At 41.0% G+C, this 25,322-nt stretch carries 25 protein-coding genes; 9 read left to right on the forward strand and 16 right to left on the reverse strand.

Translation table 11 applies throughout. The features are described from left to right. The 12 genes from carB to G6W43_RS04325 all read right to left on the reverse strand — a co-directional run. Positions 1 to 3,106 (reverse strand): carbamoyl-phosphate synthase large subunit (gene carB, locus G6W43_RS04270; protein ID WP_194169240.1); only part of this gene is annotated, 3,106 nt, incomplete at its 3' end. Beyond that, the gene (gene mreC, locus G6W43_RS04275; RefSeq protein ID WP_194169241.1) at positions 3,106 to 3,861 is read right to left on the reverse strand and encodes a rod shape-determining protein MreC; all 756 of its coding nucleotides are present in this window, start codon (positions 3,859 to 3,861) and stop codon (positions 3,106 to 3,108) included. The genes mreC and carB, both read right to left, overlap by 1 nt. Continuing rightward, complete coding sequence (locus G6W43_RS04280) at positions 3,851 to 4,888, reverse strand: rod shape-determining protein (RefSeq protein WP_002939972.1); 1,038 nt, start codon at positions 4,886 to 4,888, stop codon at positions 3,851 to 3,853. The genes mreC and G6W43_RS04280 overlap by 11 nt, the downstream gene beginning before the upstream one ends. Before the next feature lie 9 nt (positions 4,889 to 4,897). Continuing rightward, on the reverse strand, positions 4,898 to 6,130 hold the full coding sequence (gene clpX / locus G6W43_RS04285) for an ATP-dependent Clp protease ATP-binding subunit ClpX (RefSeq protein WP_148824895.1): 1,233 nt from the start codon (positions 6,128 to 6,130) through the stop codon (positions 4,898 to 4,900). Continuing rightward, entirely contained in the window at positions 6,130 to 6,918 is a 789-nt protein-coding gene (lpxA, locus tag G6W43_RS04290) for an acyl-ACP--UDP-N-acetylglucosamine O-acyltransferase (RefSeq protein WP_103616929.1), read from the reverse strand. The genes clpX and lpxA overlap by 1 nt, the downstream gene beginning before the upstream one ends. A gap of 24 nt (positions 6,919 to 6,942) precedes the next feature. Continuing rightward, positions 6,943 to 7,389 (reverse strand): 3-hydroxyacyl-ACP dehydratase FabZ, encoded by a 447-nt coding sequence (gene fabZ / locus G6W43_RS04295; RefSeq protein WP_004317884.1) that lies wholly within the window; start codon positions 7,387 to 7,389, stop codon positions 6,943 to 6,945. 110 nt (positions 7,390 to 7,499) lie between these two features. Then, complete coding sequence (locus G6W43_RS04300; protein WP_103597240.1) at positions 7,500 to 8,576, reverse strand: epoxyqueuosine reductase QueH; 1,077 nt, start codon at positions 8,574 to 8,576, stop codon at positions 7,500 to 7,502. A 26-nt stretch (positions 8,577 to 8,602) separates the two neighbouring features. Further along, entirely contained in the window at positions 8,603 to 9,352 is a 750-nt protein-coding gene (locus G6W43_RS04305) for an ATP-binding cassette domain-containing protein (protein WP_194169242.1), read from the reverse strand. After that, complete coding sequence (locus G6W43_RS04310; protein WP_194169243.1) at positions 9,349 to 10,029, reverse strand: ATP-binding cassette domain-containing protein; 681 nt, start codon at positions 10,027 to 10,029, stop codon at positions 9,349 to 9,351. Before G6W43_RS04310 ends, G6W43_RS04305 begins: the two co-directional genes overlap by 4 nt. Further along, a complete protein-coding gene (locus G6W43_RS04315; protein ID WP_194169244.1) occupies positions 10,026 to 10,826 on the reverse strand; it encodes an ABC transporter permease in 801 nt (266 codons plus the stop codon). Before G6W43_RS04315 ends, G6W43_RS04310 begins: the two co-directional genes overlap by 4 nt. Next, complete coding sequence (locus G6W43_RS04320) at positions 10,823 to 11,761, reverse strand: ABC transporter permease (RefSeq protein ID WP_194169245.1); 939 nt, start codon at positions 11,759 to 11,761, stop codon at positions 10,823 to 10,825. Before G6W43_RS04320 ends, G6W43_RS04315 begins: the two co-directional genes overlap by 4 nt. A 12-nt stretch (positions 11,762 to 11,773) precedes the next feature. Next, positions 11,774 to 13,306 (reverse strand): ABC transporter substrate-binding protein, encoded by a 1,533-nt coding sequence (locus tag G6W43_RS04325; protein ID WP_194169246.1) that lies wholly within the window; start codon positions 13,304 to 13,306, stop codon positions 11,774 to 11,776. Positions 13,307 to 13,481: 175 nt separating this feature from the next. On the opposite strand from G6W43_RS04325, the gene G6W43_RS04330 reads away from it, so the two are divergent. After that, on the forward strand, positions 13,482 to 16,802 hold the full coding sequence (locus G6W43_RS04330; protein WP_194169247.1) for a DUF748 domain-containing protein: 3,321 nt from the start codon (positions 13,482 to 13,484) through the stop codon (positions 16,800 to 16,802). Here the strand turns inward: G6W43_RS04330 and G6W43_RS04335 are convergent. Beyond that, positions 16,799 to 17,203: a hypothetical protein gene (locus G6W43_RS04335; protein ID WP_194169248.1), complete on the reverse strand. Its 405-nt coding sequence runs from the start codon at positions 17,201 to 17,203 to the stop codon at positions 16,799 to 16,801. The two genes, G6W43_RS04330 and G6W43_RS04335, sit on opposite strands and share 4 nt — an antisense overlap. A gap of 114 nt (positions 17,204 to 17,317) precedes the next feature. On the opposite strand from G6W43_RS04335, the gene G6W43_RS04340 reads away from it, so the two are divergent. The 8 genes from G6W43_RS04340 to G6W43_RS04375 all read left to right on the forward strand — a co-directional run bounded on the left by G6W43_RS04340 (position 17,318) and on the right by G6W43_RS04375 (position 22,624). Further along, positions 17,318 to 17,521: a tautomerase family protein gene (locus G6W43_RS04340; protein WP_002939973.1), complete on the forward strand. Its 204-nt coding sequence runs from the start codon at positions 17,318 to 17,320 to the stop codon at positions 17,519 to 17,521. Continuing rightward, on the forward strand, positions 17,518 to 18,015 hold the full coding sequence (gene bcp, locus G6W43_RS04345) for a thioredoxin-dependent thiol peroxidase (RefSeq protein WP_103558972.1): 498 nt from the start codon (positions 17,518 to 17,520) through the stop codon (positions 18,013 to 18,015). The genes G6W43_RS04340 and bcp overlap by 4 nt, the downstream gene beginning before the upstream one ends. Positions 18,016 to 18,024: 9 nt before the next feature. Further along, positions 18,025 to 18,666 carry a thiol:disulfide interchange protein DsbA/DsbL gene (locus G6W43_RS04350; RefSeq protein ID WP_103571729.1) on the forward strand — a complete coding sequence of 214 codons (642 nt, stop codon included), beginning with the start codon at positions 18,025 to 18,027 and terminating at the stop codon, positions 18,664 to 18,666. Positions 18,667 to 18,766: 100 nt separating this feature from the next. Beyond that, on the forward strand, positions 18,767 to 19,681 hold the full coding sequence (locus G6W43_RS04355) for a branched-chain amino acid transaminase (protein WP_002939975.1): 915 nt from the start codon (positions 18,767 to 18,769) through the stop codon (positions 19,679 to 19,681). Between the two features lie 16 nt (positions 19,682 to 19,697). Continuing rightward, entirely contained in the window at positions 19,698 to 20,816 is a 1,119-nt protein-coding gene (locus tag G6W43_RS04360) for a prohibitin family protein (RefSeq protein WP_194169249.1), read from the forward strand. Positions 20,817 to 20,818: 2 nt separating this feature from the next. Continuing rightward, positions 20,819 to 21,553, forward strand: coding sequence for a bifunctional phosphoribosyl-AMP cyclohydrolase/phosphoribosyl-ATP diphosphatase HisIE (hisIE, locus tag G6W43_RS04365; protein WP_149701402.1), 735 nt, complete (start codon positions 20,819 to 20,821; stop codon positions 21,551 to 21,553). Continuing rightward, complete coding sequence (locus G6W43_RS04370) at positions 21,543 to 22,073, forward strand: DUF2393 family protein (RefSeq protein WP_149701485.1); 531 nt, start codon at positions 21,543 to 21,545, stop codon at positions 22,071 to 22,073. Before hisIE ends, G6W43_RS04370 begins: the two co-directional genes overlap by 11 nt. Then, on the forward strand, positions 22,073 to 22,624 hold the full coding sequence (locus tag G6W43_RS04375) for a DUF2393 family protein (RefSeq protein WP_194169277.1): 552 nt from the start codon (positions 22,073 to 22,075) through the stop codon (positions 22,622 to 22,624). The genes G6W43_RS04370 and G6W43_RS04375 overlap by 1 nt, the downstream gene beginning before the upstream one ends. Positions 22,625 to 22,790: 166 nt before the next feature. On the opposite strand, the gene G6W43_RS04380 is transcribed toward G6W43_RS04375, so the two are convergent. The 3 genes from G6W43_RS04380 to G6W43_RS04390 form a co-directional block, all read right to left on the reverse strand. Continuing rightward, complete coding sequence (locus G6W43_RS04380; protein WP_004317853.1) at positions 22,791 to 24,122, reverse strand: acetyl-CoA carboxylase biotin carboxylase subunit; 1,332 nt, start codon at positions 24,120 to 24,122, stop codon at positions 22,791 to 22,793. After that, positions 24,122 to 24,574, reverse strand: coding sequence for an acetyl-CoA carboxylase biotin carboxyl carrier protein (accB, locus tag G6W43_RS04385; RefSeq protein ID WP_103647795.1), 453 nt, complete (start codon positions 24,572 to 24,574; stop codon positions 24,122 to 24,124). Before accB ends, G6W43_RS04380 begins: the two co-directional genes overlap by 1 nt. An 85-nt stretch (positions 24,575 to 24,659) precedes the next feature. Then, a complete protein-coding gene (locus G6W43_RS04390) occupies positions 24,660 to 25,319 on the reverse strand; it encodes a molybdate ABC transporter permease subunit (RefSeq protein ID WP_194169250.1) in 660 nt (219 codons plus the stop codon). Between the last annotated feature and the right edge of the window lie 3 nt (positions 25,320 to 25,322).

Here is a 25,322-nt window from a genome sequence, read left to right on the forward strand (position 1 = left end):
CATCCACGCTTGATTTAGTATCGCTTGTATTTATAACAAGTGCTATATCGCCATTTTTAAGTCTATCTTCGACGTTTGGTCTGCCCTCGCTTATCTTATAGACAAACTCAGCCTCCACGCCAGCTTCACTTAAAATTTTATGCGTACCGCCAGTTGCGACGATGCTAAAACCAAGCGCTATTAGCTCTTTTGCAAGATCAGGCGCGTAAGATTTATCAGCGTCAGCTAGCGTTAAAAATACCCTGCCCTTGCTTGGCAAAGTGTTGCTAGCAGCGATCTGGCTCTTTGCAAATGAGCTTGCAAAGTCGTGGCTGATGCCCATGACCTCGCCCGTGCTCTTCATCTCAGGACCAAGGATGAGATCAGCGCCACTTAGCTTGTTAAACGGCAGCACGCACTCTTTTACGCAAACATGCGAACTTACGCGAGGTTTTAAGATGTCACCATCTTCATAAACGACCTTGTAATCATCATAAAATTTAAGCGCTTCACGTAAATTTCCCTGCCACATAACTCTTGTAGCCACCTTTGCCATAGGCACGCCAGTAGCCTTACTCACAAACGGCACGGTTCTGCTCGCGCGAGGATTTACCTCGATCATATAAAGCTCATTTTCATAGATAGCAAACTGGATATTCATAAGACCAACAACGCCTAAATTTAGTGCGATATCTCTAGTTTGCTTCTCCACTTTTTTTATCATCTCATCGCTTAAACTCATCGGTGGCAATATGCAAGCTGAGTCGCCAGAGTGAATTCCGGCCTCCTCGATGTGCTCCATTATCGCACCTATATAGACCTCTTTGCCGTCACATATCGCATCCACGTCGAGCTCTTTTGCGTCTTGTAAAAATTTATCAAGTAGCACTGGCGAGTGGTTGCTAACCTTTACCGCCTCGCTCATATACTCTTTTAGCTCGCTCTCGTTATGCACCCTTCTCATCGCCCTGCCGCCAAGGACGTAGCTTGGACGAACAAGCACTGGATAGCCGATAGTTGCGGCCTTTTGCAAGGCTTCTTCTAAGCTAGTGGCAGTGTCGTTTTTAGGCTGAAGGACGCCTATTTTATTTATAAATTCGCTAAATTTCTTTCTATCTTCGGCCACGTCGATCACTCTTGCGGTTGTGCCGATGATCTTAGCACCGATCACGCTTAGGCGTTTTGCAAATTTAAGCGGAGTTTGACCGCCAAAATGCACGATCACGCCGTCTGGCTTTTCACGCTCGATGACTGATCTAACGTGCTCAAAATCGATCGGCTCAAAATACAAAATATCGCTCGTGTCGTAGTCGGTTGAGACGGTTTCTGGGTTGCAGTTATACATTATCGTTTTTATGCCAAGGTCTCTTAGGGCGTAGCTTGCATGCACGCAGCAGTAGTCAAACTCTATGCCCTGGCCGATCCTGTTTGGACCGCCGCCTATTATCATCACCTTTTTAGCGTCTTTCACAGGCTCTTTTTTAGGAAATTTAGTGATATTTGTGGTTGAGTAAAGATACGGCGTTAGCGCCTTAAATTCGCCCGCGCAAGTATCGACCTCGTTGTATTCAAGCTCGATGCCAAGTTTTTGCCTAGCAAAATAGATATCATTTTGGCTAAGCTCAAGATCGTCTTTTTCATTTATAAGCACAGCTATCATCTTATCTGAAAAGCCCATACTTTTGGCCTCTCGCAGTAGCTCTTCGTTGTTTAAGATATCCATGTCGATCTTATCTTCAAATTTGACTATCTCATAAATTTGCTCCAAAAACCAAGGATCGATCTTGCTAAACTCATGCACCTCAGCCACGCTAAAGCCATCTCTAAAGGCTTGTGCTAGATATAAAATTCTTCTCTCATTTGCATTTCTGATGCCATAAATCAAAGCGTTTTTCTCTAGGCTAAGGCTGTTAAATCCGCAAAGATCACGCTCTAGGCTACAAAGCGCCTTTTGGATACTCTCTTTAAATGTCCTACCTATCGCCATGACCTCACCAACTGACTTCATCGCAGTGCCTAGATATGGGTTTGATCCTGGGAATTTCTCAAATGTAAAACGCGGAATCTTTGTCACGATGTAATCAATCACCGGCTCAAAGCTAGCAGGCGTGCCTGTGATGTCGTTTTTGATCTCATCTAGGCTAAAACCAACTGCAAGCAGTGTCGCTACCTTTGCGATCGGGTAGCCAGTAGCCTTACTGGCAAGTGCTGAGCTTCGGCTAACGCGTGGGTTCATCTCGATAACGATCATGCGGCCAGTTTTTGGATCTATGGCAAACTGCACATTGCTACCGCCAGTATCAACGCCTATCTCGCGAAGTATGGCAAAGCTAGCGTCACGCATCGCTTGATACTCCTTATCTGTGAGCGTGAGTGCTGGCGCAACCGTGATGCTATCGCCTGTATGCACGCCCATTGGGTCGAAATTTTCGATCGAGCAGACGATGATGCAGTTGTCATTTCTATCTCTAATGACCTCCATCTCATACTCTTTCCAGCCAAGCAAGCTCTCTTCTATCAAAATTTCATGTATCGGGCTTGCGTCAAGGCCGGTGTTGGCTAGCTCTTTAAATTCGTCCATATTATAAGCCACGCCACTTCCTGCGCCACCAAGCGTGTAGCTAGCTCTTATGATAAGTGGAAAGCCTATCTCGTTTGCCGCATTTAGCGCGTCGTCCATGTTATAAGCATATCTACTCTCAGGCAGGTCCATGCCGATCTTTTGCATGGTCGCTTTAAAAATTTGTCTATCTTCGCCCTTTTTTATCGCTTCTGGGTTTGCACCAAGAAATTTGACATCCTTTAAAAGTCCGCTCTCAAAGACCTCCATAGCGGCATTTAGCGCCACTTGACCGCCCATCGTTGGCAAGATGGCGTCAATATTTTCTTTTTCGATGATCTTTAAAATGCTCTCTTTTGTGATCGGCTCAATATACGTTGCATCGGCAAAATTTGGGTCAGTCATGATGGTAGCTGGGTTTGAGTTTATAAGCACTACGCGGTATCCAAGCTCTTTTAGCGTCTTGGCTGCTTGCGTGCCTGAGTAGTCAAATTCGCAGGCTTGACCGATGACGATAGGGCCTGAGCCGATTAGCAAAATGGTATTTATATCTGTTCTTTTTGGCATCATTTTTCCTTTGTTACAACGTATAGGTAGTTTGGTATGTTTAGCTTTGCATAGGGCTCAACTATCACGCTTTGATAGGAGCTCTCTTTTAAAATTTTACTCACGCGCCCTACTGGCACCCCACTAAAAAATATCCCATCAAGCCCGCTCGTAAAGACCTCATCGCCCTCTTTTGGGCTGAGCCATTGTGGGATAAATTTCACCATTATTTGGCCTTGATTTCCATGCGCGACGCCTGGAATTTTGTCGTTTCCTATATAGACTGCAAATATACTTTTTGGGTCATTTTGCAAGTAAGCTAGTGGCTTGCCATCTTTTGCGATGACGATGCCAGCACTATTTCCTTGATAGATGAGCCCATAAATTTTATTTGGGTCGTATCCTTCAAACTCGCTTATCCAAATTTTATTATAATCCCCGATATGCACGTAGCTAAGCCCTTTTACTAGCTTTACGGCTGGGGCGTAGGCAGTTGAGTTTTTATCTTTTAAAATTTGATTTAGCTCGTTTGCAAAAGTAGATAAAAGCGTAGCTGAGCGCTCTAGTTCTTTGTTTTGCGCTCTTAGTTTTTCTATCTCGCTAGCCTGCCTAAAATATTCGTTTATATAATCTTTCACGCTTTTGGCAAAATTGTCGTATGAATTTATAGCGTAGTTGCTAAATTTAATAGATATGTTGCTTAAAATTTCGCCCTTAAACATCGAGGCGCCAGCAAGCAACGCTATAAAAACAAAAAGAACAATCTTACTCTTCATTTGTTAGCTGTTGTAAAAGTCCGATCTCTTGAAGTGCCTTGCCTGTGCCTCTAGCAACAGCAAGAAGCGGCTCATCAGCTACAAATACTGGAAGCTTAACGATATCAGACAAGAACTTATCAAGCCCTCTAATAAGCGCTCCACCGCCAGTTAGCACGATACCAGTCTCGACGATATCGCCAGCAAGATCAGGCGGCATCATCTCAAGCACAGTTTTTAGCGCATCTGCGATCTCTTTTAGCGGCTCTCTCATCGCCTCTCTCACATCCTCGCTCGTTAGCTCAACCCTGCTTAAAAGCCCACTCACTTGGTCGCGTCCTTTTACCACTACGCTTAGCTCTTTTTCTAGCTGCACAGCAGAGCCCACAGCGATCTTTATCTCCTCACCTGTTCTCTCGCCTATTAGTAAGTTGTATTTTTCTTTTATGTAATTAACTATGCTGCTATCTATCTTATCACCAGCTGTTCGGATAGATTTTGATATTACCAGACCGCCAAGTGAGACGACACCGATCTCAGTCGTACCACCGCCGATATCAACTACAAGGTTGCCTTGTGGCTCTCTAACTGGTAAATTTGCTCCGATAGCTGCTGCCATAGGCTCTTCTATCAAAAATACCTCTCTTGCACCAGCACTTAGTGCGCTCTCTCTAACAGCCTTTCTCTCAACCTGAGTAAGTCCGTAAGGAACTGATATGATGATCCTTGGGCGTAAGAAATTTTTCCTTCTATGAGTCTTTTCTATAAAGTAGCGTATCATCCTCTCTGTCATGTCAAAATCCGCGATAACACCATCTCTCATCGGTCTTATCGCCTCGATGTCGCCAGGAGTTTTTCCCACCATCTCTTTTGCAGCGTGGCCGACTGCTAGAATTTTTTGTTTTCCATATTTTTCACGTCTTACCGCAACAACTGATGGTTCGTTTATGATTATTCCCTTATCTTTTACCAAAACCAAAGTATTTGCCGTACCTAAATCTATACCCATATCACTTGAGAAAAAACCTATAACCTGATCTAAAAACATCTATTTCCTTTACGCTGTTAATTTATTGTGCTTTACCAAAATCGGCTTTGCCTTATCTTTTACCGTCTCTTTTGAGATCACGATATCGTAGTCTTTTAGCTCTGGCAGATCATACATTATATCTGTCATGAGCTCTTCCATTATGCTTCTAAGCCCTCTTGCTCCAGTCTTTCGCTCGATAGCAAGGCTCGCTATCTCTTCAAGTGCCTCATCATCAAATTTAAGCGTAGCGCCGTCGATCGCACAAAGCTTTTGATATTGTTTTAATATCGCATTTTTTGGCTCGGTCAAAATTTTAACCATATCCTCTTTTGTTATCTCATTTAATGTAGCCACCACATGAAGTCTGCCGATGAGCTCTGGGATGAGGCCGTACTTTACAAGATCGTCTGGCTCAAGCAGACTTAGTAAATTTTCTTTTTCATTTTTGCCACGTTTTTCTTGGTTAAAGCCAAGTACATTTTTGCCAACTCTGCGCTCGATGATATCAAGAAGTCCGTCAAATGCACCGCCGCAAACAAATAAAATATTTGTCGTATCTATCTGGATGAAGTCTTGATTTGGATGCTTTCTGCCGCCTTTTGGTGGGATATTTACTACGCTACCTTCGATGATCTTTAAAAGCGCTTGCTGCACGCCCTCGCCTGAAACGTCTCTTGTGATGCTTCTGTTTTCGCTCATTCTAGCGATCTTATCGATCTCATCGACAAAGACTATACCCTGCTCCGCCTTTTTCACGTCGCCATTTGCAGCTTGCAAGAGCCTTGTGAGGATATTTTCAACGTCCTCGCCGACATATCCAGCCTCAGTTAGGCTTGTTGCATCGCAAATCGCGATAGGCACGTCAAGAAATCTCGCCAAAGTCTGAGCCATCAGCGTCTTTCCGCTACCAGTTGGGCCAACAAGCAAGATGTTTGACTTTGAAATTTCGGTGTCGTCTTTGATGTCGCTTTGTTTAAAAATTCTCTTATAGTGGTTATATACGCCGACGCTAAAGACCTTTTTAGCCCTATCTTGACCGATCACGTAGTTATCAAGTACTGCTTTTAGCTCCTTTGGTGTGAGCTTTTGATACTCTATCGCCTCTTCACTTTTACTCTCTTCTACACTCGTATCACCATGTATCATATCGTATGCTGCTGCTATACAGTACTCGCATATATAGGCGTTTCCTTCGATGTCTGCTAATAATCTTCTCTCAGCAGACTCAGCCTCGCCACAAAAATTACACTTTCTAGCCATTAATCTCTTCCTTTTGCAAGCGGAATTCCTCTTGTCGTTTCTAATATAAATTTACACATTTTCTTTACGTTTTCGTCGCTGGTTTTTACGATCAGCTCGTTTGCTTGATCTTTTAGGCTGATGCCTTGATTAAACAAAAATTTATAAGCGCGAACAAGCTCTTCAACCTGCTCTTTGTCAAATCTACGCCTAATGCCAACTAAATTTAAGCTTCTTATATAGGCTCTGTTGCCCTCAGCTAGGCAAAATGGCACTACATCTTGGCTTAGCGCACTAGCCCCTGCGACCATGCAGCTCTCACCCACTCTAACAAACTGGTGAATAGGCGTAAGACCGCCCACAACAGCGTAGTCGCCAAGCTCGACGTGGCCAGCTAGTGTTGCATTATTTGCCAAAATGACGTTACTGCCTATTATACAGTCGTGTGCGATGTGGGAGTATGCCATGATAAAGGCGTTATCGCCGATCCTTGTTATACCATCGCCCTTGTGCGTGCCTGAGTTTATCGTGCAAAACTCACGTATAGTTGCGTGCTCGCCGATGATGACGCCAGTATCGACCTCGTCTTTATAACTGATATCTTGCGGGATGTCGCCCACGATCGCGTAGCTAAATACACGAGAGTTATCGCCGATCTTCGTCTTGCCAAGCACCCTTGCACCTTGTTTTATCGTGACGTTGTTGCCAAGGACTGCATCTTTGCTCACAAAGGCGTAAGCCTCGATATTTGCGTCATCTCCTATTATCGCTCCATCTTCTATAACAGCTGTTTGGTGGATATTTTTCATTGTCTCTCTTTTTTAAGCAAAAGCCTATTTATCGACTATCATCGCTTTTAGTTCAGCCTCGGCGCATAGCACATCATCGACGTATGCTTTGCCCTCGAGCACCCAGATATTGCCTTTGTGTTTTAATACATTTAATCTATACTCTAGTCTATCTCCAGGGCGGACTGGATGGCGAAATTTCGCTCCGTCTATGCTCATAAAATAGACCACTTTGTTCTCGATGCCAGCTTGATGCTCATCGCTCATACTCTTAAACGCTAGCACGCCGCCAGCTTGCGCCATACCCTCAATGATCATCACGCCAGGATAGATCGGGTGGCCTGGGAAGTGCCCCTGAAATATCGGCTCGCCAATGGTTACATTTTTATAAGCGACGATGTTTTTTGCAGGCTCTAGCTCGACAACTCTATCGATAAGCAAAAAAGGAAATCTATGTGGGAGAATTTTTTGAATTTCTACGACGTCTATCACGTTTTAGCCTTAGTAATGTAAATTTTCGCAGATTGTAACAAATTTATACTAAGAAAAAAATTATTAGCCTCTTTTAAAATCTCTGAAATTTAGCCTTAGTAGGTCTAAATTTAGCTCTCTAAAACCAAAATTTCTTCGCTGTCGTTGTAAAAAACAGCCTTTGCGTAAATTTCGTAGCTGCCCTTTTTGACCTCGTCTAAGATGATGATAGGATTTTGCGAAAACTCCCCGCATATCTGCCTACGAAATTTCATCTCAGCGTCAAGCTCAAGCGGCTTTTTACAAAGCTCATCAACGCTTTTAAATTTGCTATTTGTAAATTTATTAAAGCGCTCTATGCTCATAAATATCGCGCCCTCTTTTAGCTCATCGTCCATTTCGCAGTCGCGCTCTACATTAAGCTTTAAATTCTCTCTTTTAAAGCCAGAGTAGAGCACAAAGTAGCTTGGCACCACAACTCCATCAAATTTAACACTAGCGCGCAAAAGCCTGTAGTTTAAAAATCGCCTTCTAAAAAGGTGAAATTTCTCACCTCTCGCCTCGCAAAGGCGCACCTTTTTGTAAAGCTCAAGCCTAGCCTCAATGCTTCCATAAAGTGCCCTTGCGTGCAGCTCGCTCATTAGCTCACTTTGGGGCAAATTTTGCGAGTCGCGCTGTTTTTTTAGCGCAAAGACACAGCCGCAGTAGTTTTGATGATAGAGTTTGTCCTTTTTAGCGAGGATAAACTGCTCGCTTGTGCCGCCATTTTTTCTATAATCAACCGCAATCGCTTCTAAATTTAAGCCAGCCACCGCCTCATCAAGCGCCTTTTTAAGCTGAGAAAAGTCCTTTTTTGGGCTCATCAAAAGTGTTGTCGTGATCTTATTTAGACCAAGCTCTATCGCCTTTTTAGCTGAGTCTTTCATACGAAAATCAAAGCAGTATTCGCACCTTTTGCCCTTTTCTGGCTCATCTTCAAGCCCTTTTGTGCCGCCAAGCCACGCTTCGTAGTCGTATTCGCCACATATTAGCTCGATGCCAAGCTTCTCGCAGCTTCGCTTCACGTCCTCAAAACGCAGTAAAAATTCGCTATACGGATGTATGTTTGGATCGTAAAAATAGCCTACTATTCGCTCATTTGGATGATCTTTTCGTAGGCGCTGTAAAAAGTAGTGGCTATCGACCGAGCAGCAGATATGAACTAGCAAATTTGACCTTTTTTGCTTGCATTATATCAAAGTTTGGAGTCATAAAATCTAGCTGCGTCAAGGTATTTTTTAAGGACATTTTGGCTTGCAAGATCTTCAAATTTACCAAAAGCCACTTGCTTGCCAGCCTCTATTATTAGCACCTTTTGCGCTATCTTCATCGCACTTAAAATATCGTGCGTGATAAAAATAATGCTGATCTTTTCATCCAAGCTTAAAAGCAAATTTATGATCTTTTGCTTTGTCTCGTTGTCAAGTCCGCTTGTTATCTCGTCGCAGATTAGGATTTTTGGTTTTGAAAGAAGCGCTAGCAGTATCCCGACCCTTGTCGCCTCGCCGCCACTTAGCTGTGATGGATATTTCTCTAAAATTTCATCTTTTAAATTTAAATTTGCCAGAAGCTCTTTGAGCTCATTTTCGCTAAAGCTAAGCTTAAGATATGATCTCACATGAGCGATGGCGGTTTTTACTTTTAGCGCTGGATTTAGGGCTTGTTTTTGATTTTGCAAGATATATCTGATATCTTTTTTTAGCTCATTTTTGTCCGTGATCTCTTCACTGTTTATATAAATTTTGCCCCCACTTTTTGGCTCGCTAAATGATATGAGCTTTGCAAGCGTGCTTTTGCCACTGCCACTTTGACCCAAAATGGCTAAATTTTCGCCATCACCAAGCTCGTAATTTATCCCCTCTAAAAGGTACAGCACTTCAGCCCTAGCGTTAAAATGCTCCTTAAAGCTTAAACTTTTTGAGACGTTTTCAAGCCTGATTTTCACGCATTTTCCTTTAAATTTAGCCGCCCATCCCTCATCTGCCAAATTTCATCACTAAGATAGTTTGTTAGCGCCTCATCGTGCGAGATAAAAATGACGCTCATCTTGCCCTTTAAGCTTTCTAAGATGCCCGCCACGTGGCTACCGCTAATGCTATCAAGCCCGCTTGTTATCTCGTCGCAGATTAAAATTTTTGGCTTCAGGCAAAGAGCCAGAGCGATCTGCACACGGCTCGCCTCGCCACCACTTAGTTCGTATGAGTATTTGTGCCAGATGAGATTTGCATTACCCAGCCCAAACTCCCTAAAATAATCAAATGCAAGCTCTTTATTTGATTTATTATCACCGCCAAGATAGGCGTTAAAGTGATCGCCCACGTTTAAGAGCGGATGAAGGCTTGCAACGGAGTTTTGAAAGATGAGCGCGGCGACCTTTTTTCGGTGCTCTTTTAGCTCATTTTGGCTAAGTTTTAAGATATCTTTTTTATAAATGCTAAATTTATCCGCTCTCACTCTAAAATCATCATCAAAAAGCCTTATTAGGCTCTTTGCAAAGAGCGATTTGCCACTGCCACTTGCACCCGTGATACCTATAAATTTACCCTCACTCATGCCAAAATCAAGCTCTCGCAAAAGCTTCTTATCCTTATAAAAAACGTTTAAATTTTTAATCTCTATCATATTTTTATATTGCCATTTTTTGAATTTGACGTAATGATCGAGGTTGCAAGGATGAGCAAAAAGAGCGTCACGCCAGGGAAAAGCACCATCCACCAAGAGCCCAGAAAAAGCGCCTCTTTACTCTCATTTAGCATGATGCCAAGGCTTATTTTATTTGCGTCACTACCCACACCAAAAAAGCCAAGCGTGGCCTCCATGACAACCGCGTTTATCGCGTTTATGCCAAAGATACTAATTATTAAATGCTTTAAATTTGGCAAAATTTCAAAGCAGATAAGGCTAAATTTACCAGCCCCATTTATCACAGCCTGCTCGGCGTAGTCGCACTTTTTACTAAGCCTTAAATTTTGCATAAAAACTTTTGCGCCCTGCATAAAGGAGCAAATGGCGATGATAAAAGAGGTAATCAAAAGATCGCCACTACTAAATGAGCTAAAAAGCATGATAAAAACGATGTTTGGGATACTTAAAAAAGCATCAAGCCCCTTATCAAAAAGGCTCTCGCAAACTCTGCTCTTGCTCGTACCAAAATATGCGTAGATGAGCGAGAAAAGCGTCGTTAAAAAGCCAGCTAAAAGTAAGATAAGAAGCGAGTTTTTAAGCGCATAGGCCACTCTTATGAGATTGTCTCTACCAAGGATGTCAGTGCCAAAGATATGCTCGCTACTTGGGGCTAAATTTACCGCCATAAAATCAGTGAAATTTGGCTCAAATTTAGAGAAAAATGGCGTCAAAAAGGCAAATGTGACAAGCGACAAAAAGACAAAACAGGCTAGGAAAAATATGACTTTTCTCATAAATTTCTCTTATCTGCTAATATGGCAAAAATTTTAGCCAGTAAATTTGCAAAAACGACAAAAACAGCCGTTAGCAAAATGGTCGCAAGTGCGACTGGATAGTCTTTGGCGATGACTGCATCAAGGCTAAGCTTGCCTATGCCTGGAAATGAAAAAATGCTCTCAATGACGTATGAGCCAGCAAAAACGCCAGCCACAAGGGTTGCGAAATAATAGACTATATCAGTGCTTGCGTGCTTTATGGCAAAGAGATAAATTTTGCCGCGCCCCAAACCTCTAGCGTGAGCCGTCTGAATAAAGTCAGCGTTTAGGCTTTGATTTAGCCTGTCTCTTACAAATTTCACGTTTGCGCCAAGGTGTGGCAAGATGATGGCAAGCGTTGGCAAGATGATAAATTTAGCCCCAACGCCGCTAGAGCCTAGCTCGTTCGCGCCTGAACTTGGCAGCAAATTTAGATAGACGCTAAAGATCGCTATTAGCACGAGTGCGATGTAAAAATGTGGTAGTGATGCCAGCAAAAACGAGCTAAAGTTTATAAAGATATCGGCAAATTTATTTTTATAAATGGCACTTAAAAACCCTAAAAAAAATGATAAAAAAACTATCAGAAAAAACGAAGCAAAAAACAAAATAAGAGAGTTTAAAAGTCTCTCTTTAATGAGTAAAAAAACGCTTGCCCCACTTACAAAACTAGTGCCAAAATCCCCCGTGACAAAGTGAGCCAGCCATCTAAAATACTGCACAAAAAAGCCATCTTTTAGCCCCAAATTTTCTAAAATTTGCTCTTTTATAGCCACGCTCACCGCCTCACTTCGCAAAAACATCGCATCAGTGACGTTTCCTGGCAAAAAATATATGAGCAAAAATAGAAAAAATGAGATAAAAAACAGCAACCCAAGGCTTGAGATCGCTGTTTTTAAAATGGCTCTAAACAAATTTTTTATCCACTATTTTACTTGCCACTCTCTTATGTTCCATAAAAATCCAGCCCCATGGTGACCTAAAATTTGCGTCTTTATGCCTGAAATTTTGTTGTTAAAAACGAGCGGATAGTCAAGATAGGCTATAAAAATGTAAGGTGGATTTTCAAAAAGCGCTTTTAGAAATTCTTTGTAGTATTTTTTCCTAAGCTCCATGTCCTTTGTATATCTCGCGTTTTTTAAAGCAAGATCAGCGTTTGCGTCCTTGTAGTGACTAAAGTTCCAGCCATTTTCATTGACATCGATGTCGGCAAATCCGCCAAAAATTCTATATGTGTGAAAGTCTGGATCAAATGGGCTGCCCCAGCCGATCACAAAGCTATCAACCTTGCTTATACTAAAGGCTGTTTTTGGCTTTGCATAGGCTTTGGCTCTTACGCCAAATTTCTCAAACTCGCTGCTTAAAATTTTAGCTAGATTGACCCTTAAGATATCGTTATTAAAGGCGTATATGTCAAAGCCAAGCTCTTTGCCGTCCTTTTCAAAAAAACCAGCCTTGTTTTTCTTAAAGCCGCTTTTTTCAAGTAGCTCCCTAGCCTTTTGCGGATCGTAGCTAAATTTAAACTCGCTGTCATTTGCAAAGCTTTTTTCTATCGGGTTGTTCGCTACGCTTGCATATCCGTGAAATAGTTTTTTAACTATCTCGTCTTTATTGACCGCGTAGTTTAGAGCTATCCTTACATTTTTATCTTGAAAAAGAGGATCATTAAAGTTAAACATCAAAGCTCTATAGTCCGCACTTTTAAACTTAAGCAAGCTTAATTTTTTATCATTTTTTATGAAATTTACACCAGTTGGAGAGATGAGCGCAACGTCGATCTCACCGCTTTTAAGCCCAACGAGCCTTAAATTTTCATCGCCAACGATCTTTAAAAATAGCCTTTTTATCTTTGGCTCGCCTTTATAGAATTTATCATTTGCCACAAACTCCAAACTCTCATCTTTTTTCCATTTTACAAGCTTGTATGCGCCAGTGCCAATAGGAGCGTCGTTAAATTTATCAGTTGCGATATCTTTGCCCTTTAAAATGTGCTCAGGCAAAACGCCAAAGCTAAGCGCGTCAAGAAACGGCGGAAAAGGCTCACTAAGCGTGATCTTAACTTTATAATCGCCTAAAATTTCAACGCTTTTTACCACCTCGTAGTTTGAGATAGCAGGCGCGTTTAGCTTCTTATCTTGAGCCGCTTCGATGGTAAATTTAACGTCCTTTGCGCTAAATTTCACCCCGTCATGCCAAAAAGCATCATCTCTTAGCTCAAAAACATACTCCAACCCATCATCGCTCACCTGCCAAGACTTGGCAAGCTCAGGCACGACATGGCTATTTTCATCGTGGCTAGTAAGTCCAGAAAAAACCAGCGAAAGCGTAGGATCGTGGTCCTCGTCGTAGAGTGGATTTATACGAGGTGTTTGCTCCTCGATAGCGACCACAACGGCATTTTCATTTGCATAAGCAAAGGCAGAAAACAACAAAAACAATAAAGCCAAAAATCTCTTCATCACTCGCTCCTTTGTTTAAAAAATATTTGATGAATAGTAATACGAAATGCATAAAAGTATTATTAAGATAAGTGTAAATTTAATGTATAGAAAATTTGAAATTTCTAACTAACTTTTAACCTTTTTTAAAGTAAAATCAAGGCTCATTTTAGCTAACAAAAAGGTAAATTTCACAATGGATAAAAAGAAAAAAATAGCCCTAATCACCGGCATCTGCGTAGTCTCACTTTTGCTTATTTACACGCTTCTTGGCTTTTTTGGTCTGCCTTATGCTATCAAAAATATCGCGCCAAAGTACCTAAAAGACTACAACGCAACGCTTTTTGTAAGTGATGCTAAATTTAACCCATTTACCTTCGAGCTAAACGCTACAAATGCCGAGCTAAACACTACTTCGCCGCTTTTTAGCACGAAGCAGATCGACCTTAAGCTAAAGCCATTTTCTATCTTTAAAAAGCTAGTTGAGATAGACATTTTTAGGCTAGATGAGCCAAAAGTAAAGATCGCAAGAGATAAAAAAGCAAATTTTAACTTTAGCAATTTTATAAGCGACGATAACGCAACTAGCGAAGATAACAGCACTAGTTCGATAAATTTCGCGCTAAATAACGCAAAAATCATCAAAGGCTCATTTTCATATAGCGATCAAAATTTAACAAAGCCATTTAACGTAAGCTTTGATGATATAAACTACGAGCTAAGCTCGCTAAATACGAAGAAAAATAGCGCTGGTAGTCACATCTTTGACTCAAACTCAAGCCTCGCTCATAAGATCGATCTAAAAGGCGACATCAAGCTAAATCCACTAAAAATAGAGGGCAACGTCAGCATAAAAGACTTTAGCATAAAGCCAGTTGCGATAAGTTTTATCGACAATGACACGTTAAATCTAAAAAATGCCATTATAAACTTAAAGATAAACTACGCTTTAAAAGCCGATGAGAACGCAACTAGGATAAATTTAAAAGATGGCTTTTTAAATATAAAAGGACTAAGCCTTGATGAAGGCACAAATGAGCTTAGCCTTGGTGAGCTTGAGCTTCCAAAATTTGATCTTGTTAGTAAGATAGCTGACAAAACGGAGGCTGCGCTAAATTTAAGTGCCATAAATTTAAATGATATCTCTTTAAAAAATGCTATTGCTGCGAGCGTAAAATCACTAAATTTAAGTGATATCTCGCTTCTTGCAAATTTAAATGAAAAAAGCGAACTAAATGCCACAGCCAAGTTAAAAAGCGTAGGCGCAAACGCTCTAAAAGTAGATGAAGCAGATAGAAATTTAGCAAATTTAAAAGATATAAATGCTTCAAATTTAAATATAAATTTAGCAAACAACAAAACCGCTCTAACGCTTGAAAAAATAGCACTTAATGGCATCAATGCGCCACTTAGCAAAAGCGCAAGTGCAAATGTAGCAAGTGCTGGCGTGACAAATACAAGCTTTACAATGGATGGCAACAAAAGCCTTGCGAGCCTTGATGAGCTAAATGTAAAAAACATAGAGCTTAAAGCAAAAAATAAAGATATAGCAAGCGTCGCTGACGTGGCGATAAAGAGCATAAGCTTTGATATTTTAAAAATGGCTCTAAATATCGCTAGTGTCGATGTTAATAAGCCTAAATTTACTTCAGAACTAAGTGGCAATGGTCTAAGCGCCGTAAATGAGCTAGGATTTGGCGAGCAGAGCGCAAAACCTGCAAAGACGGCAAAGCATACTAAAAAAGTAGAGAAAAAAGCTGAAAATAAAAGTGCTTCAAAAAGCAAAGAAAATGAGTTTAAATTTGATATAAAAAATATAAGTGTAAATAACGCAGATATCGCTTTGACGCATCTTTTTGAAGGCGAGAAGATCGCTCATAAATTTGATAATCTTTTTGTAAAAGTAGCAAATTTAAGTAGCGATTTTAGCAAGCCATTTGACGCAAAAGTGGCGATGAAGAGCTCGCAAAAGCTAAATTTGGATGTTGAGTCCAAGATAAAGATCGAGCCACTTGATGTGAGCGCTAAAATAAAGCTAAATGATACAAATTTACCAAAGTATTTTGCCTATGCAAAGCCCTTTTTAGAGGCCGATCTAGCTAGCGGACAGCTCGAAAGTAGCGCTGAGATAAGCTACGCAAAAGATATCAAAGCAGACGCAAAAGTTAGCATAAAAGATATAAGACTAAATGGCAAAAAAGCTGAAAAACTGGTCGCCTTTAAAAGCCTTGATCTTGAAAAAATTTCATTTGCCAAAAATGACCTTGCCATAAGCGGAGTGAGCTTAAATTCGCCATTTATCAAGGCTCATCTAAGCAAAGAGCGTAAATTTAACCTATCTCAGATCGTAAAAGAGGATAAAAATAAAGCTAAAACTGAGGCAAAACCTGAGAGCAAAAAAGTAGTTAGCAAAAAAGATGATGAGCTAAAATTTAGCGTGAAAAACTTCTCTTTAAAAAATGGCGAGGTTGATTTCTCGGACGCATCGCTATTTATGCCATTTGCCACAACGATCTCAAAGCTAAATGGCAAGCTCACCGACATCGATAAAAAGCGTCCAAGCTCAGGCGAGTTTCAAGGTGTGGTTGGCAAAAATGGCTTTGCACAGATCACTGCAAAACTCTTTCCGTTTGAGCTAAAGCAAAATACTGATATAAAGCTTGACTTTAAAGATATCGATCTAGTTAACGTGACACCTTATAGCGGGCAGTTTGTGGGCTATAAGATCAAAAAAGGCAAGCTAAATTTAAACCTAAACTATAACGTCATCGACTCAAAACTAAATGGCTCAAATTTTATAAATTTTGACTCTCTTATACTTGGAGAGAAGGTTGAGTCAAAAGATGCTGTAAATTTACCACTTTCACTTGCCATCTCGATACTTAGCGATCAAAATAATCAAATAAACATCGATCTGCCAGTCGAGGGAAATTTAGACGATCCTGACTTTAAATATGGCGGCGTCATCTGGGCTGCAGTGAAAAAGCTCTTTGCCGACATCACGCTAGCTCCATTTAGATTTTTAGGCAACGCCCTAGGACTTGGCAACAAAGATCTTAGCTCTATTGATTTTCTTGCAGGAAGTAGCGAGCTTATAAGCTCAGAAGCGCCTAAGATAGCTGATTTCATAAAGCTAACTGGCTCAAAACCTAAGATGAAACTTAGCATAACGCCAACATACTCAAAACTCGATGAGAGCTTTTATAAAAACAAAAAACTAGATCAAAAAATCAATCAAATCATCGCTTCAAGCGGCAAAGACTACATCGCGGTTTTAAATGAGCTTGTGCCAAATTTAAAAGATAGAAGCGAAAAAGCCTTAAGAGAAGAGGCGCTAAAGGGCATCGAAGTCGATAAAGCAAAGCTAGTAGAGCTTGCAAATGAGCGTGCAAATGCGGTAAAAGAGGCACTTATAAAAGCTGGGCTTGAGGCTGGCCGCATAAATATGAACGATGCAACAAGCTCAGAGCCTAAGCAAAACACCTACACAAGCGTGCTAATGGGAGTGGCGAACTAAATTTCATTTATTTCGTTGCTTCTTGCATTATAGACAAACCAGCTAAGAAGCATAAGCATCATAAATGCCCCAAAAACGAGGCTTGCGTAAAAATATAAGTTAAAATCAGCTCCGAGCAAATTTGCGTTGTGAAGGGCGATCATGACGCCAGCTAAAGCGATTAAGTAGCCAATTAGCTTGATGATGAAAATTTTTGGATTTACAATGATCAGCAAAAGGCCACAAAGTATGATGCCAAGGGCTATTTGCAAATTTGAAACGTCAGCTTGAGCATTTGAGCTAAGTGTTAAAAAGCCAGCCAAAAGCGCCATTAGTATCATCAAAACTGCATAAACCGCCCTGCTTCGTCCAAAGCCATACATAAAGCAAACAAAGCCCTTATTTTGCCTGTTATAATCCATTTTTCGCTCCTTTTGGAAGTTTGCTTATTTTAATGCCAAATTCTTAAATAACGGCTTTAATCTGAAATTTCACTCATTTTGGCTAATATTTTGCATCTTAAAAAAGGAGCAAAAATGCCTTATGTAAATATAAAAATAGCAGGCCCAGAGCCTACAAAAGAGCAGAAAGATCAAGTTTTTAAAGAAGTAACCGAAACGCTTGTGAGGGTGCTTGGCAAGAAAAAAGAGGCGGTTATGATATTTATAGAAACTCACGATGCTGGCAATATCGGCGTAGGCGGCGAGAGCGTAGAAGATAAGAGAAAGGGGATAAAATGAGCGAATTTAGCAAAGCAGACATGGAAAGAAAGATAACACTTGAGGTTGGCGACAAGGCGCCAGAGTTTGAAGCGCTAAATCAAGATGGCGTAAAGGTCGCGCTAAAGGACTTTATAGGCAAAAACGTGGTGCTTTACTTCTACCCAAAGGATAACACTCCTGGCTGCACGACTGAGGCTTGCGAATTTAGCGCAAACTACGATCAGTTTATCAAAAATGATACCGTCATCATCGGCGTTAGCCCAGATAGCGTGAAGTCGCATGTGGGCTTTATCGCAAAGCAAAATTTAAAGCACATCCTCTTAAGCGATGAGGATAAAGAAATTTCAAAGCTTTATGGCGTTTGGCAGGTCAAGAAAAACTACGGCAAAGAGTATCTTGGCATCGTTAGAAGCACCTTTGTGATCGGCAAAGACGGCAAGATAGTTAAAATTTACAAAAGCGTAAAAGCCAAAGACCACGCCGCAAAAGTGCTAGCTGATCTAGTAAAATAAGGAGCAAAGATGAAGCTTATAAAAATGCTAATTTTAAGTGCGTTTTTTGCGCTAAATTTATCAGCACTGACTGAAGGTGTGGAGTATCAAACTCTAGCAAAACCGCTTAACGTGCCTAAAAACTCAGTCGTCAAGGTCTTTAGCTACGACTGCCCTCACTGCTATAAATTTGACCGAACGATCACAAGAAAGCTGATGTCAAAGCTTGACGGGGTTAAATTTATCCCATATCACCTAAGCACCAAAGGCAAGCTTGGCGAGACAACAAGTAAAATTTTCGCCGCTCTTATATCGATAGATGAGGCAAATGGGACTGATCTGCTAAGCGATGAGTCTAAATTTAAGCAAGCTAAATTTGCGATATATAAAGCAAGACACGATGAAAAAGATGACTTTAATGATGGCAAAGACAAGCAAAGATTTATAGATCTAGCGCTAAATGCGGCTCACGTGAGCAAAGACGAATACGAAAAAGCGCTAAGCTCAGATCGTGCAAAAGAGCTTTTAAACGAGTGGTTTGCCTCTTATGATGTAGCAAGTATCAGCGGTGTGCCAGCCTTTGTGGTAAGTGGCAAGTATCTGATAAATTTAAGCGCAGCTTCGTCGATCGATGAGATGGCAAAGACGATAAAAGAGCTTTTAGATAAGTAACTTTAGCCTAAAATTTACGGACATTTTGGGCTTAGAAATGTAAATTTAAAGCAATTTTAGATAAACTCGGGTCAAATTTCTAAAAAAGAAAGGTTTAATTATGAACGCTTCAGAATTCATCTGGATGGATGGAAAACTAGTAAAATGGGACGATGCGAAAGTACATGTTCTAACTCACTCTTTGCACTACGCTAACGCTGTATTTGAGGGCACAAGAGCTTATAAAACAAAAAAAGGTCTAGCTATTTTTAGACTAAAAGACCACACAAAAAGACTTTTAAGATCAGCAAAAATGACCGTTTTAAATGTGCCTTACACTGAAGAAGAGCTTGAAAAAGCGCAGATCGAGCTACTTCGCGCAAATAAATATAACAGCAACGTCTATATCCGCCCACTTATCTTTTTAGGATACGGCGTAATGGGCGTAGCACACACAAAAGCACCAGTGCAAACTGCTATCGCTTCATGGGAGTGGGGTGCATATCTTGGCGATGAAGGCCTAGAAAAAGGCATCAGAGTTAAAATTTCAAGCTTTGCTAAACTTGCTCCTGCTGCTCAAATGAACAGAGCAAAGGCTAGCTCAAACTACCTAAGCTCACAAATGGCAAACTACGAAGCAAAAGAGGCTGGATACGACGAGGCGCTACTTCTTGATAGCGAGGGCTTTGTGGCTGAGGGTCCAGGCGAGTGCTTCTTCATCGTTGAAAATGGTGCATTGATCACTCCACCAAACGACAACAGCCTACTTAGCATCACTCAAGATACAGTCATAAGACTAGCTCACGATCTTGACATCGAAGTAAGAAGAGAGCGCATCACAAGAGATCAAGCATACACAGCTGACGAGGCATTTTTCACAGGTACTGCAGCTGAAGTAACGCCGATAAACAGCATAGATAACCGCATCATCGGCAACGGTGCTAGAGGCGAAGTGACAAAGAGACTACAAAAAGCTTACTTTGACGTAGTTTATGGTCTAAACAAAAAATACGAATCATTTTTAACATATATTTAAGATTTAAAGGAACGAAATGCCCGCTGATTTAAATGATTATTTCAACAAAAAAAAGCCAGGTAATGACAACAGGGGCTCAGGTCAAAATAACGACAAAGAGCCACCTTTTAAAAAGGATTTTAAAATGCCAAATATACCAAGCGGCTTTGGCAAATTTGGTGCGCTAGCCTACATCATAATCGCCATTATCGCGATCCTTGCTATCACTCAGCCATTTAAAGTGATACACTCAGGCGAGGTCGGTATTAAAGCCACAGCGGGTAAATATGAGCCAAATCCTTTGCAACCAGGATTTCACTTCTTTTTGCCATTTATCCAAGACATCATCATCGTGGATACCAGAGTTAGGATCATAAACTACACTTCTGGTGAGGATATGGGCGAATCAATGCAAAAATCATATCAAGGCGTCGGTGCTGGAATTTTACGCAAGAACTCTATCTCGGTTTTGGACGCTAGAAATTTACCAGTTAGCATCGATATCACCGTGCAATACCGCCTAAATCCAGAAAATGCACCACAAACTATCGCATCTTGGGGTCTTAGCTGGGAAAGTAAGATCGTCGATCCTGTCGTTCGTGACGTGGTTCGCAGTATCGCTGGTAAATACACAGCCGAAGAGCTACCGACTAAAAGAAACGACCTAGCAAGGCAGATTGATGAGGGCATAAGAAAAGACATCGACTCTCAGCCAAACAAGCCAGTCGAACTGCTAACCGTGCAGCTTCGTGAGATCATCTTACCTTCAAAGGTAAAAGAGCAAATCGAGCGCGTTCAGATCGCTAAACAAGAGGCCGAGAGGACAAAATATGAGGTCGAGCGTGCAAATCAAGAGGCTCTAAAACAAGCTGCTCTTGCAGAAGGTAGTGCAAAAGCTGCGATCATCGAGGCAAAAGGTAAGGCTGATGCCATAAAGATCGAGGCTGACGCGACTGCTTATGCAAACAAAGAGATCGCAAAAAGTGTCGATCAGAATTTATTAAATTTAAAACAGATCGAGACACAAAATAGATTTAACGATGCTCTTAAAGAGAACAAAGATGCTAAAATTTTCTTAACACCTGGCGGAGCTGTGCCAAATATCTGGCTAGATGCAAAAGATAGGGCAAAAGCTAGCTCAGTTAGCGAAAGGTAAAAATGAATAGCGTAGCAAAAAGTATAGACTGGCAAAAGGTTGGTGGATTGCTCCCAGTGGTGGTTTGCGATCACGCTACAAACGAGGTTTTAATGCTTGCTTATATGAATGAAGAAGCACTAAGCTTAAGTCTATCTAGCCGCTACGCTCACTACTTTTCACGCACTAAAAATAGAATTTGGAAAAAAGGCGAAGAAAGTGGCAACACACAAGAGATCAAGGCTGCATTTTTAGACTGCGACAACGACACCTTGCTTTTAAAAGTCGTTCAAAACGGAGGCGTCGCTTGTCACACTGGGGCAAAATCGTGCTTTTTTAACGAGATAAATTTAGAAAATTTAGAAATTTCAGATGAAAAAAGCGAGGTTAAAAAGCCAAGATATGGCGTCATTGACGAGCTTTATCACGTTATAGAGGATAGAAAGCTAAATGCTGATCCGCAAACTTCATACGTGGCAAGCCTTTTTAAAAAGGGTGAAAATCAAATTCTAAAAAAAGTTGGCGAAGAGGCTACAGAGCTTGTCATGGCGGCAAAAGAGCTTAGTTTTGCCAAGCAGATAAAACAAGATGAGCAAAAAGCAAAAAACGACCTCATCTATGAAGCAGCTGATCTTTGCTTTCACGCACTTGTGGCGCTTTCAGCCCACAACATACATCCAGATGCCGTCAAAAACGAGCTTGCAAGGCGTTTTGGCATGAGTGGCATCGAAGAAAAAAGATCGCGAGATGTTAAATAGCATCAAGCATAATATACTTTTCATACTTCAAAATGCCAAACTTATCGACTTTCTAGCCTATGGTTGGGTCTTTTTAGCCTTTATATTTATCGTGCTTTTAGGAATTTTTGTCGCGATAAAATCATGGTGGCAGATAGGATTTTTATTTATCCTAGCTGGTTTTTTGGGACTTTTCGCAGGTAACTACTACGCAAACAAATATATAAATGAAAATCTAAGACCAGTTAGCATAAGCAAAATAAACACAAAACAGCTTCAATATGTAGATGCGTTGATGGTTGATTTTAACATCACAAATAATTCAAACTACACATTAAACATTTGCAAAATCGAGCTTGGCTTCTACCTTGGCTCAAAACAAAGCACGAGAAATTTTCTAAATTCACTAAACCCTTTTGCTAAAAAAAGGATCGTTTTAAATGAAGTGCTTTTGCCAAAGCAGAGCAAGCAGATAAGAGAATTTGTCAACGACTTTGCCTTCATTGACTACAATATCACCAAAAAAGCGGAGTGTTTTTGATGAGTTCAAACTACTTTACCATCGTTCATATCATCGTGCTTTTTGCGATCACACTACTTTCTATTTTATTTCTTGTGCTCTCGCTTAGAGCCGAGCGAAAACTATTTTTATCGCTACTTTTTACAAACATTTTGGTCTCAACCACGCTTGCCATTTTTTTGATGCTAGTTCTTGATAAATACACCAAAAAAGGCATAGTCGAAGGCGTAAAAAGCGAGCGAGTGTTAAGAAATGAAAGCATCGTATTTCGTGGTCAAGTAAGAAATGTCGGTAAATTTACCATTAGCAAATGCACTCTTACAATTAAGCTCATAAATCAACCGCTAAACAAAAACGATCTTGGTGGCGAGGCGCTATTTAAACCAAGCGGGATCTCATTTTTCTCATGGGTTTTTGGAGGCGATGAGGACGAGAGACCAAACACTGTGGCATATAAATTTGACGTAGCTCAAAATTTACCAAAGCAAAAAGCGGTGCCATTTACAGTGACTATGCCCTATCCGCCATATTTTAAAAATGGTATGAATATCACAAAACTTAGTTGCTACTAATAAATTTAGATAAATTTTTAGTCTTTATTACGTTTTGTGGTTACAATCTGGCTAAATTTCTCTTAAATTTAAAATAGCTCAACTCATAAAAATTTGGCTTATATAAAATAAAATTAAATATGAAATTTTAAACCAAAGCCAAAAGGCAATGGTTTAAAATTTAGTTTTAATGTCTTGAAAGATAGTTTGTATCGTAGTTGTTGCTTAAAAAGTCTTTGTTTTCCATCATGGCGATGTGAAAGTCTTTTGTTGTTTTGATGCCACTTATTATGAGCTGATCAAGAGCTACTTTCATCTTGTGGATCGCTCTGTTTCTATCAGTGTCCCAAACAACAAGCTTTCCGATCATACTGTCGTAATACGGCGGTATAGAGTAGTCTTGGTAGATGTGGCTATCCATTCTCACGTTGCGGCCGCCTGGGCAGACATATTTTGTGATCTTGCCAGGGCATGGAGTGAAGGTGTTTGGATCCTCAGCTGTGATCCTGCACTCGATCGCATGGCCTTTTAGCTCGATGCTCTTTTGTGACGGTAGCTTTTCGCCCTCGGCCACTTTTATCATAAGCTCGATGATATCAAGTCCGCTTACCATTTCGCTTACTGTGTGCTCGACTTGAAGCCTTGTGTTCATCTCGATGAAGTAAAAGTCTAAATTTTTATCAACCAAAAACTCAAACGTACCTGCTCCCTCGTAGCCGATCGCTTTTGCCGCTTTTATGGCAGTTTCATGTAGCCTCTCTCTTGTTTTTTCATCAAGTAAGATAGCTGGGCTCTCTTCGATCAGCTTTTGGTGACGGCGCTGCATAGAGCAGTCGCGCTCACCTATGTGAAGCACGTTGCCGTGGCTATCGCCGATGATTTGAACCTCGATGTGGCGTGGATTTAGGATGTATTTTTCCATATACATTGTGCCATCGCCAAATGCACTCATCGCCTCGCTCTCAGCCGACCAAAACGCCTTTTCTAAATCAGCCTCTTTTTCAACCACGCGCATACCGCGTCCGCCACCACCTGCCGCAGCTTTTAGTATGACAGGATAGCCGATCTTTTTGGCTAGCTCTTTTGCAGCTTTTGTATCAGCCACAGCGCCGTCTGAGCCAGGGATGACTGGCACGCCAGCTCTTTGCATGACCTGTTTTGCCTTGCTCTTATCGCTCATCAAAGCCATCGCAGCAACGCTTGGTCCAATAAATTTTATCTTGTGGTGTGAGCAAATTTCAACAAAATTTTGATTTTCACTTAAAAAGCCATAACCTGGGAAGATAGCGTCTGCTTCGCTGATCTCAGCTGCGCTTATGATAGCTGGGATATTTAGGTAGCTGTCACTTGAGCGCTCTTTACCGATGCAAATGGCCACGTCGGCGTATTTTACGTAAAGCGCGTCTTTGTCAGCGGTTGAATAAACTACAACGGCTTCTTTACCCATCTCCTTTATCGTTCGCAAAGCACGAAGAGCGATCTCGCCGCGGTTTGCGATTAAAATTCTTTTTAATTCCATTAATTTTTCTCCACGCCAAATAACGGCAATCCAAACTCAACTGGCTGTCCGTCAGAGACTAGCATCTCAGTGATCTGGCAGTCAAACTCAGCCTCGATCTCGTTCATGATCTTCATAGCTTCGATAATGCCCACTACATCGCCCTTTCTCACTCTTTGGCCTGCTTTTACAAATGGTGCAGCGCCTGGGCTTGGAGCAGCGTAGAAAGTACCTACCATAGGAGATTTTATGCTATCTTTTGGCGAATTTGCAGCTGGTTTTACCTCTGAGCTAACGACAACATTTACAGGTGTTGGCGCTGGAGCTGCTGCTTGTGCCGCTGGCTTTGCAGGCGCGCAATAATCAGCAAATTTCTCTACCTCGACCTCAAAATCACCACTTTTTATCTTGATATGATTCATCTCCATACCATTAAAAAATTCGATAAGCTCTTTTATATCTTCTTTTTTCATAGAAAATTCTCCTAAATTTTTATATAAGCCCCTAATTGTAGCGAAATTTAAATAAATTTAATTTTTAGCTGGCATAAAATTTGTGCTAAATCCTACTTTTATCTAGCAAATTTATAATAAAAAATAAGATAAAACTAAGCACAACTAAAACAAGGCTTAAAGCGAGTGCCTGATCGCTTCTGCCGTCATAGACTGCGTTGTAGATAGCAAGTGAGATGGTATCTGTTTTGCCTATGATATTGCCACCTAAAATGAGCGTTATGCCAACCTCGCCAAGCCCTCGCGAGAGCGCTAGGATAAAGGCTGCTGCCACGCTTTTTGCGATGCTTGGGAAAAGCACTAAAATAGCTGTTTGAAATTTATTTTTACCAAGGCTGTATGCCGCCTCGCTAAGGCTTTTTAAAAGTGAGCCTAGCGCTGAGGCTACGGGCTTTACAAAAAGTGGCAGCGAAGCTATAAAAGCAGCTATAACAAGGGCTTTAAAGCTAAAGACGATCTCTAAATTTAAGGCCTTGCCGATGATGCCATTTTTGCCAAGTAGATAAAGCAGTAAAAATCCTGTCGCAATGGGCGGAAATATGAGAGGAAAGGTGACTATCATCTCGGCAACTGCTTTAAATTTAGACCTGCTAAAAGCTAGAAAATAAGCTAGAGCTAGCCCAAAAATAGCAAGCAAAAGCCCCTGGCACAAAACGACCTTTATGCTTAAAAATAGCGGATCAAAAAGCCAAGCGAGCTCTTGCAAATT

It is taken from the genome of Campylobacter concisus, from assembly GCF_015229965.1.
Lineage (GTDB): Bacteria > Campylobacterota > Campylobacteria > Campylobacterales > Campylobacteraceae > Campylobacter_A > Campylobacter_A concisus_BD.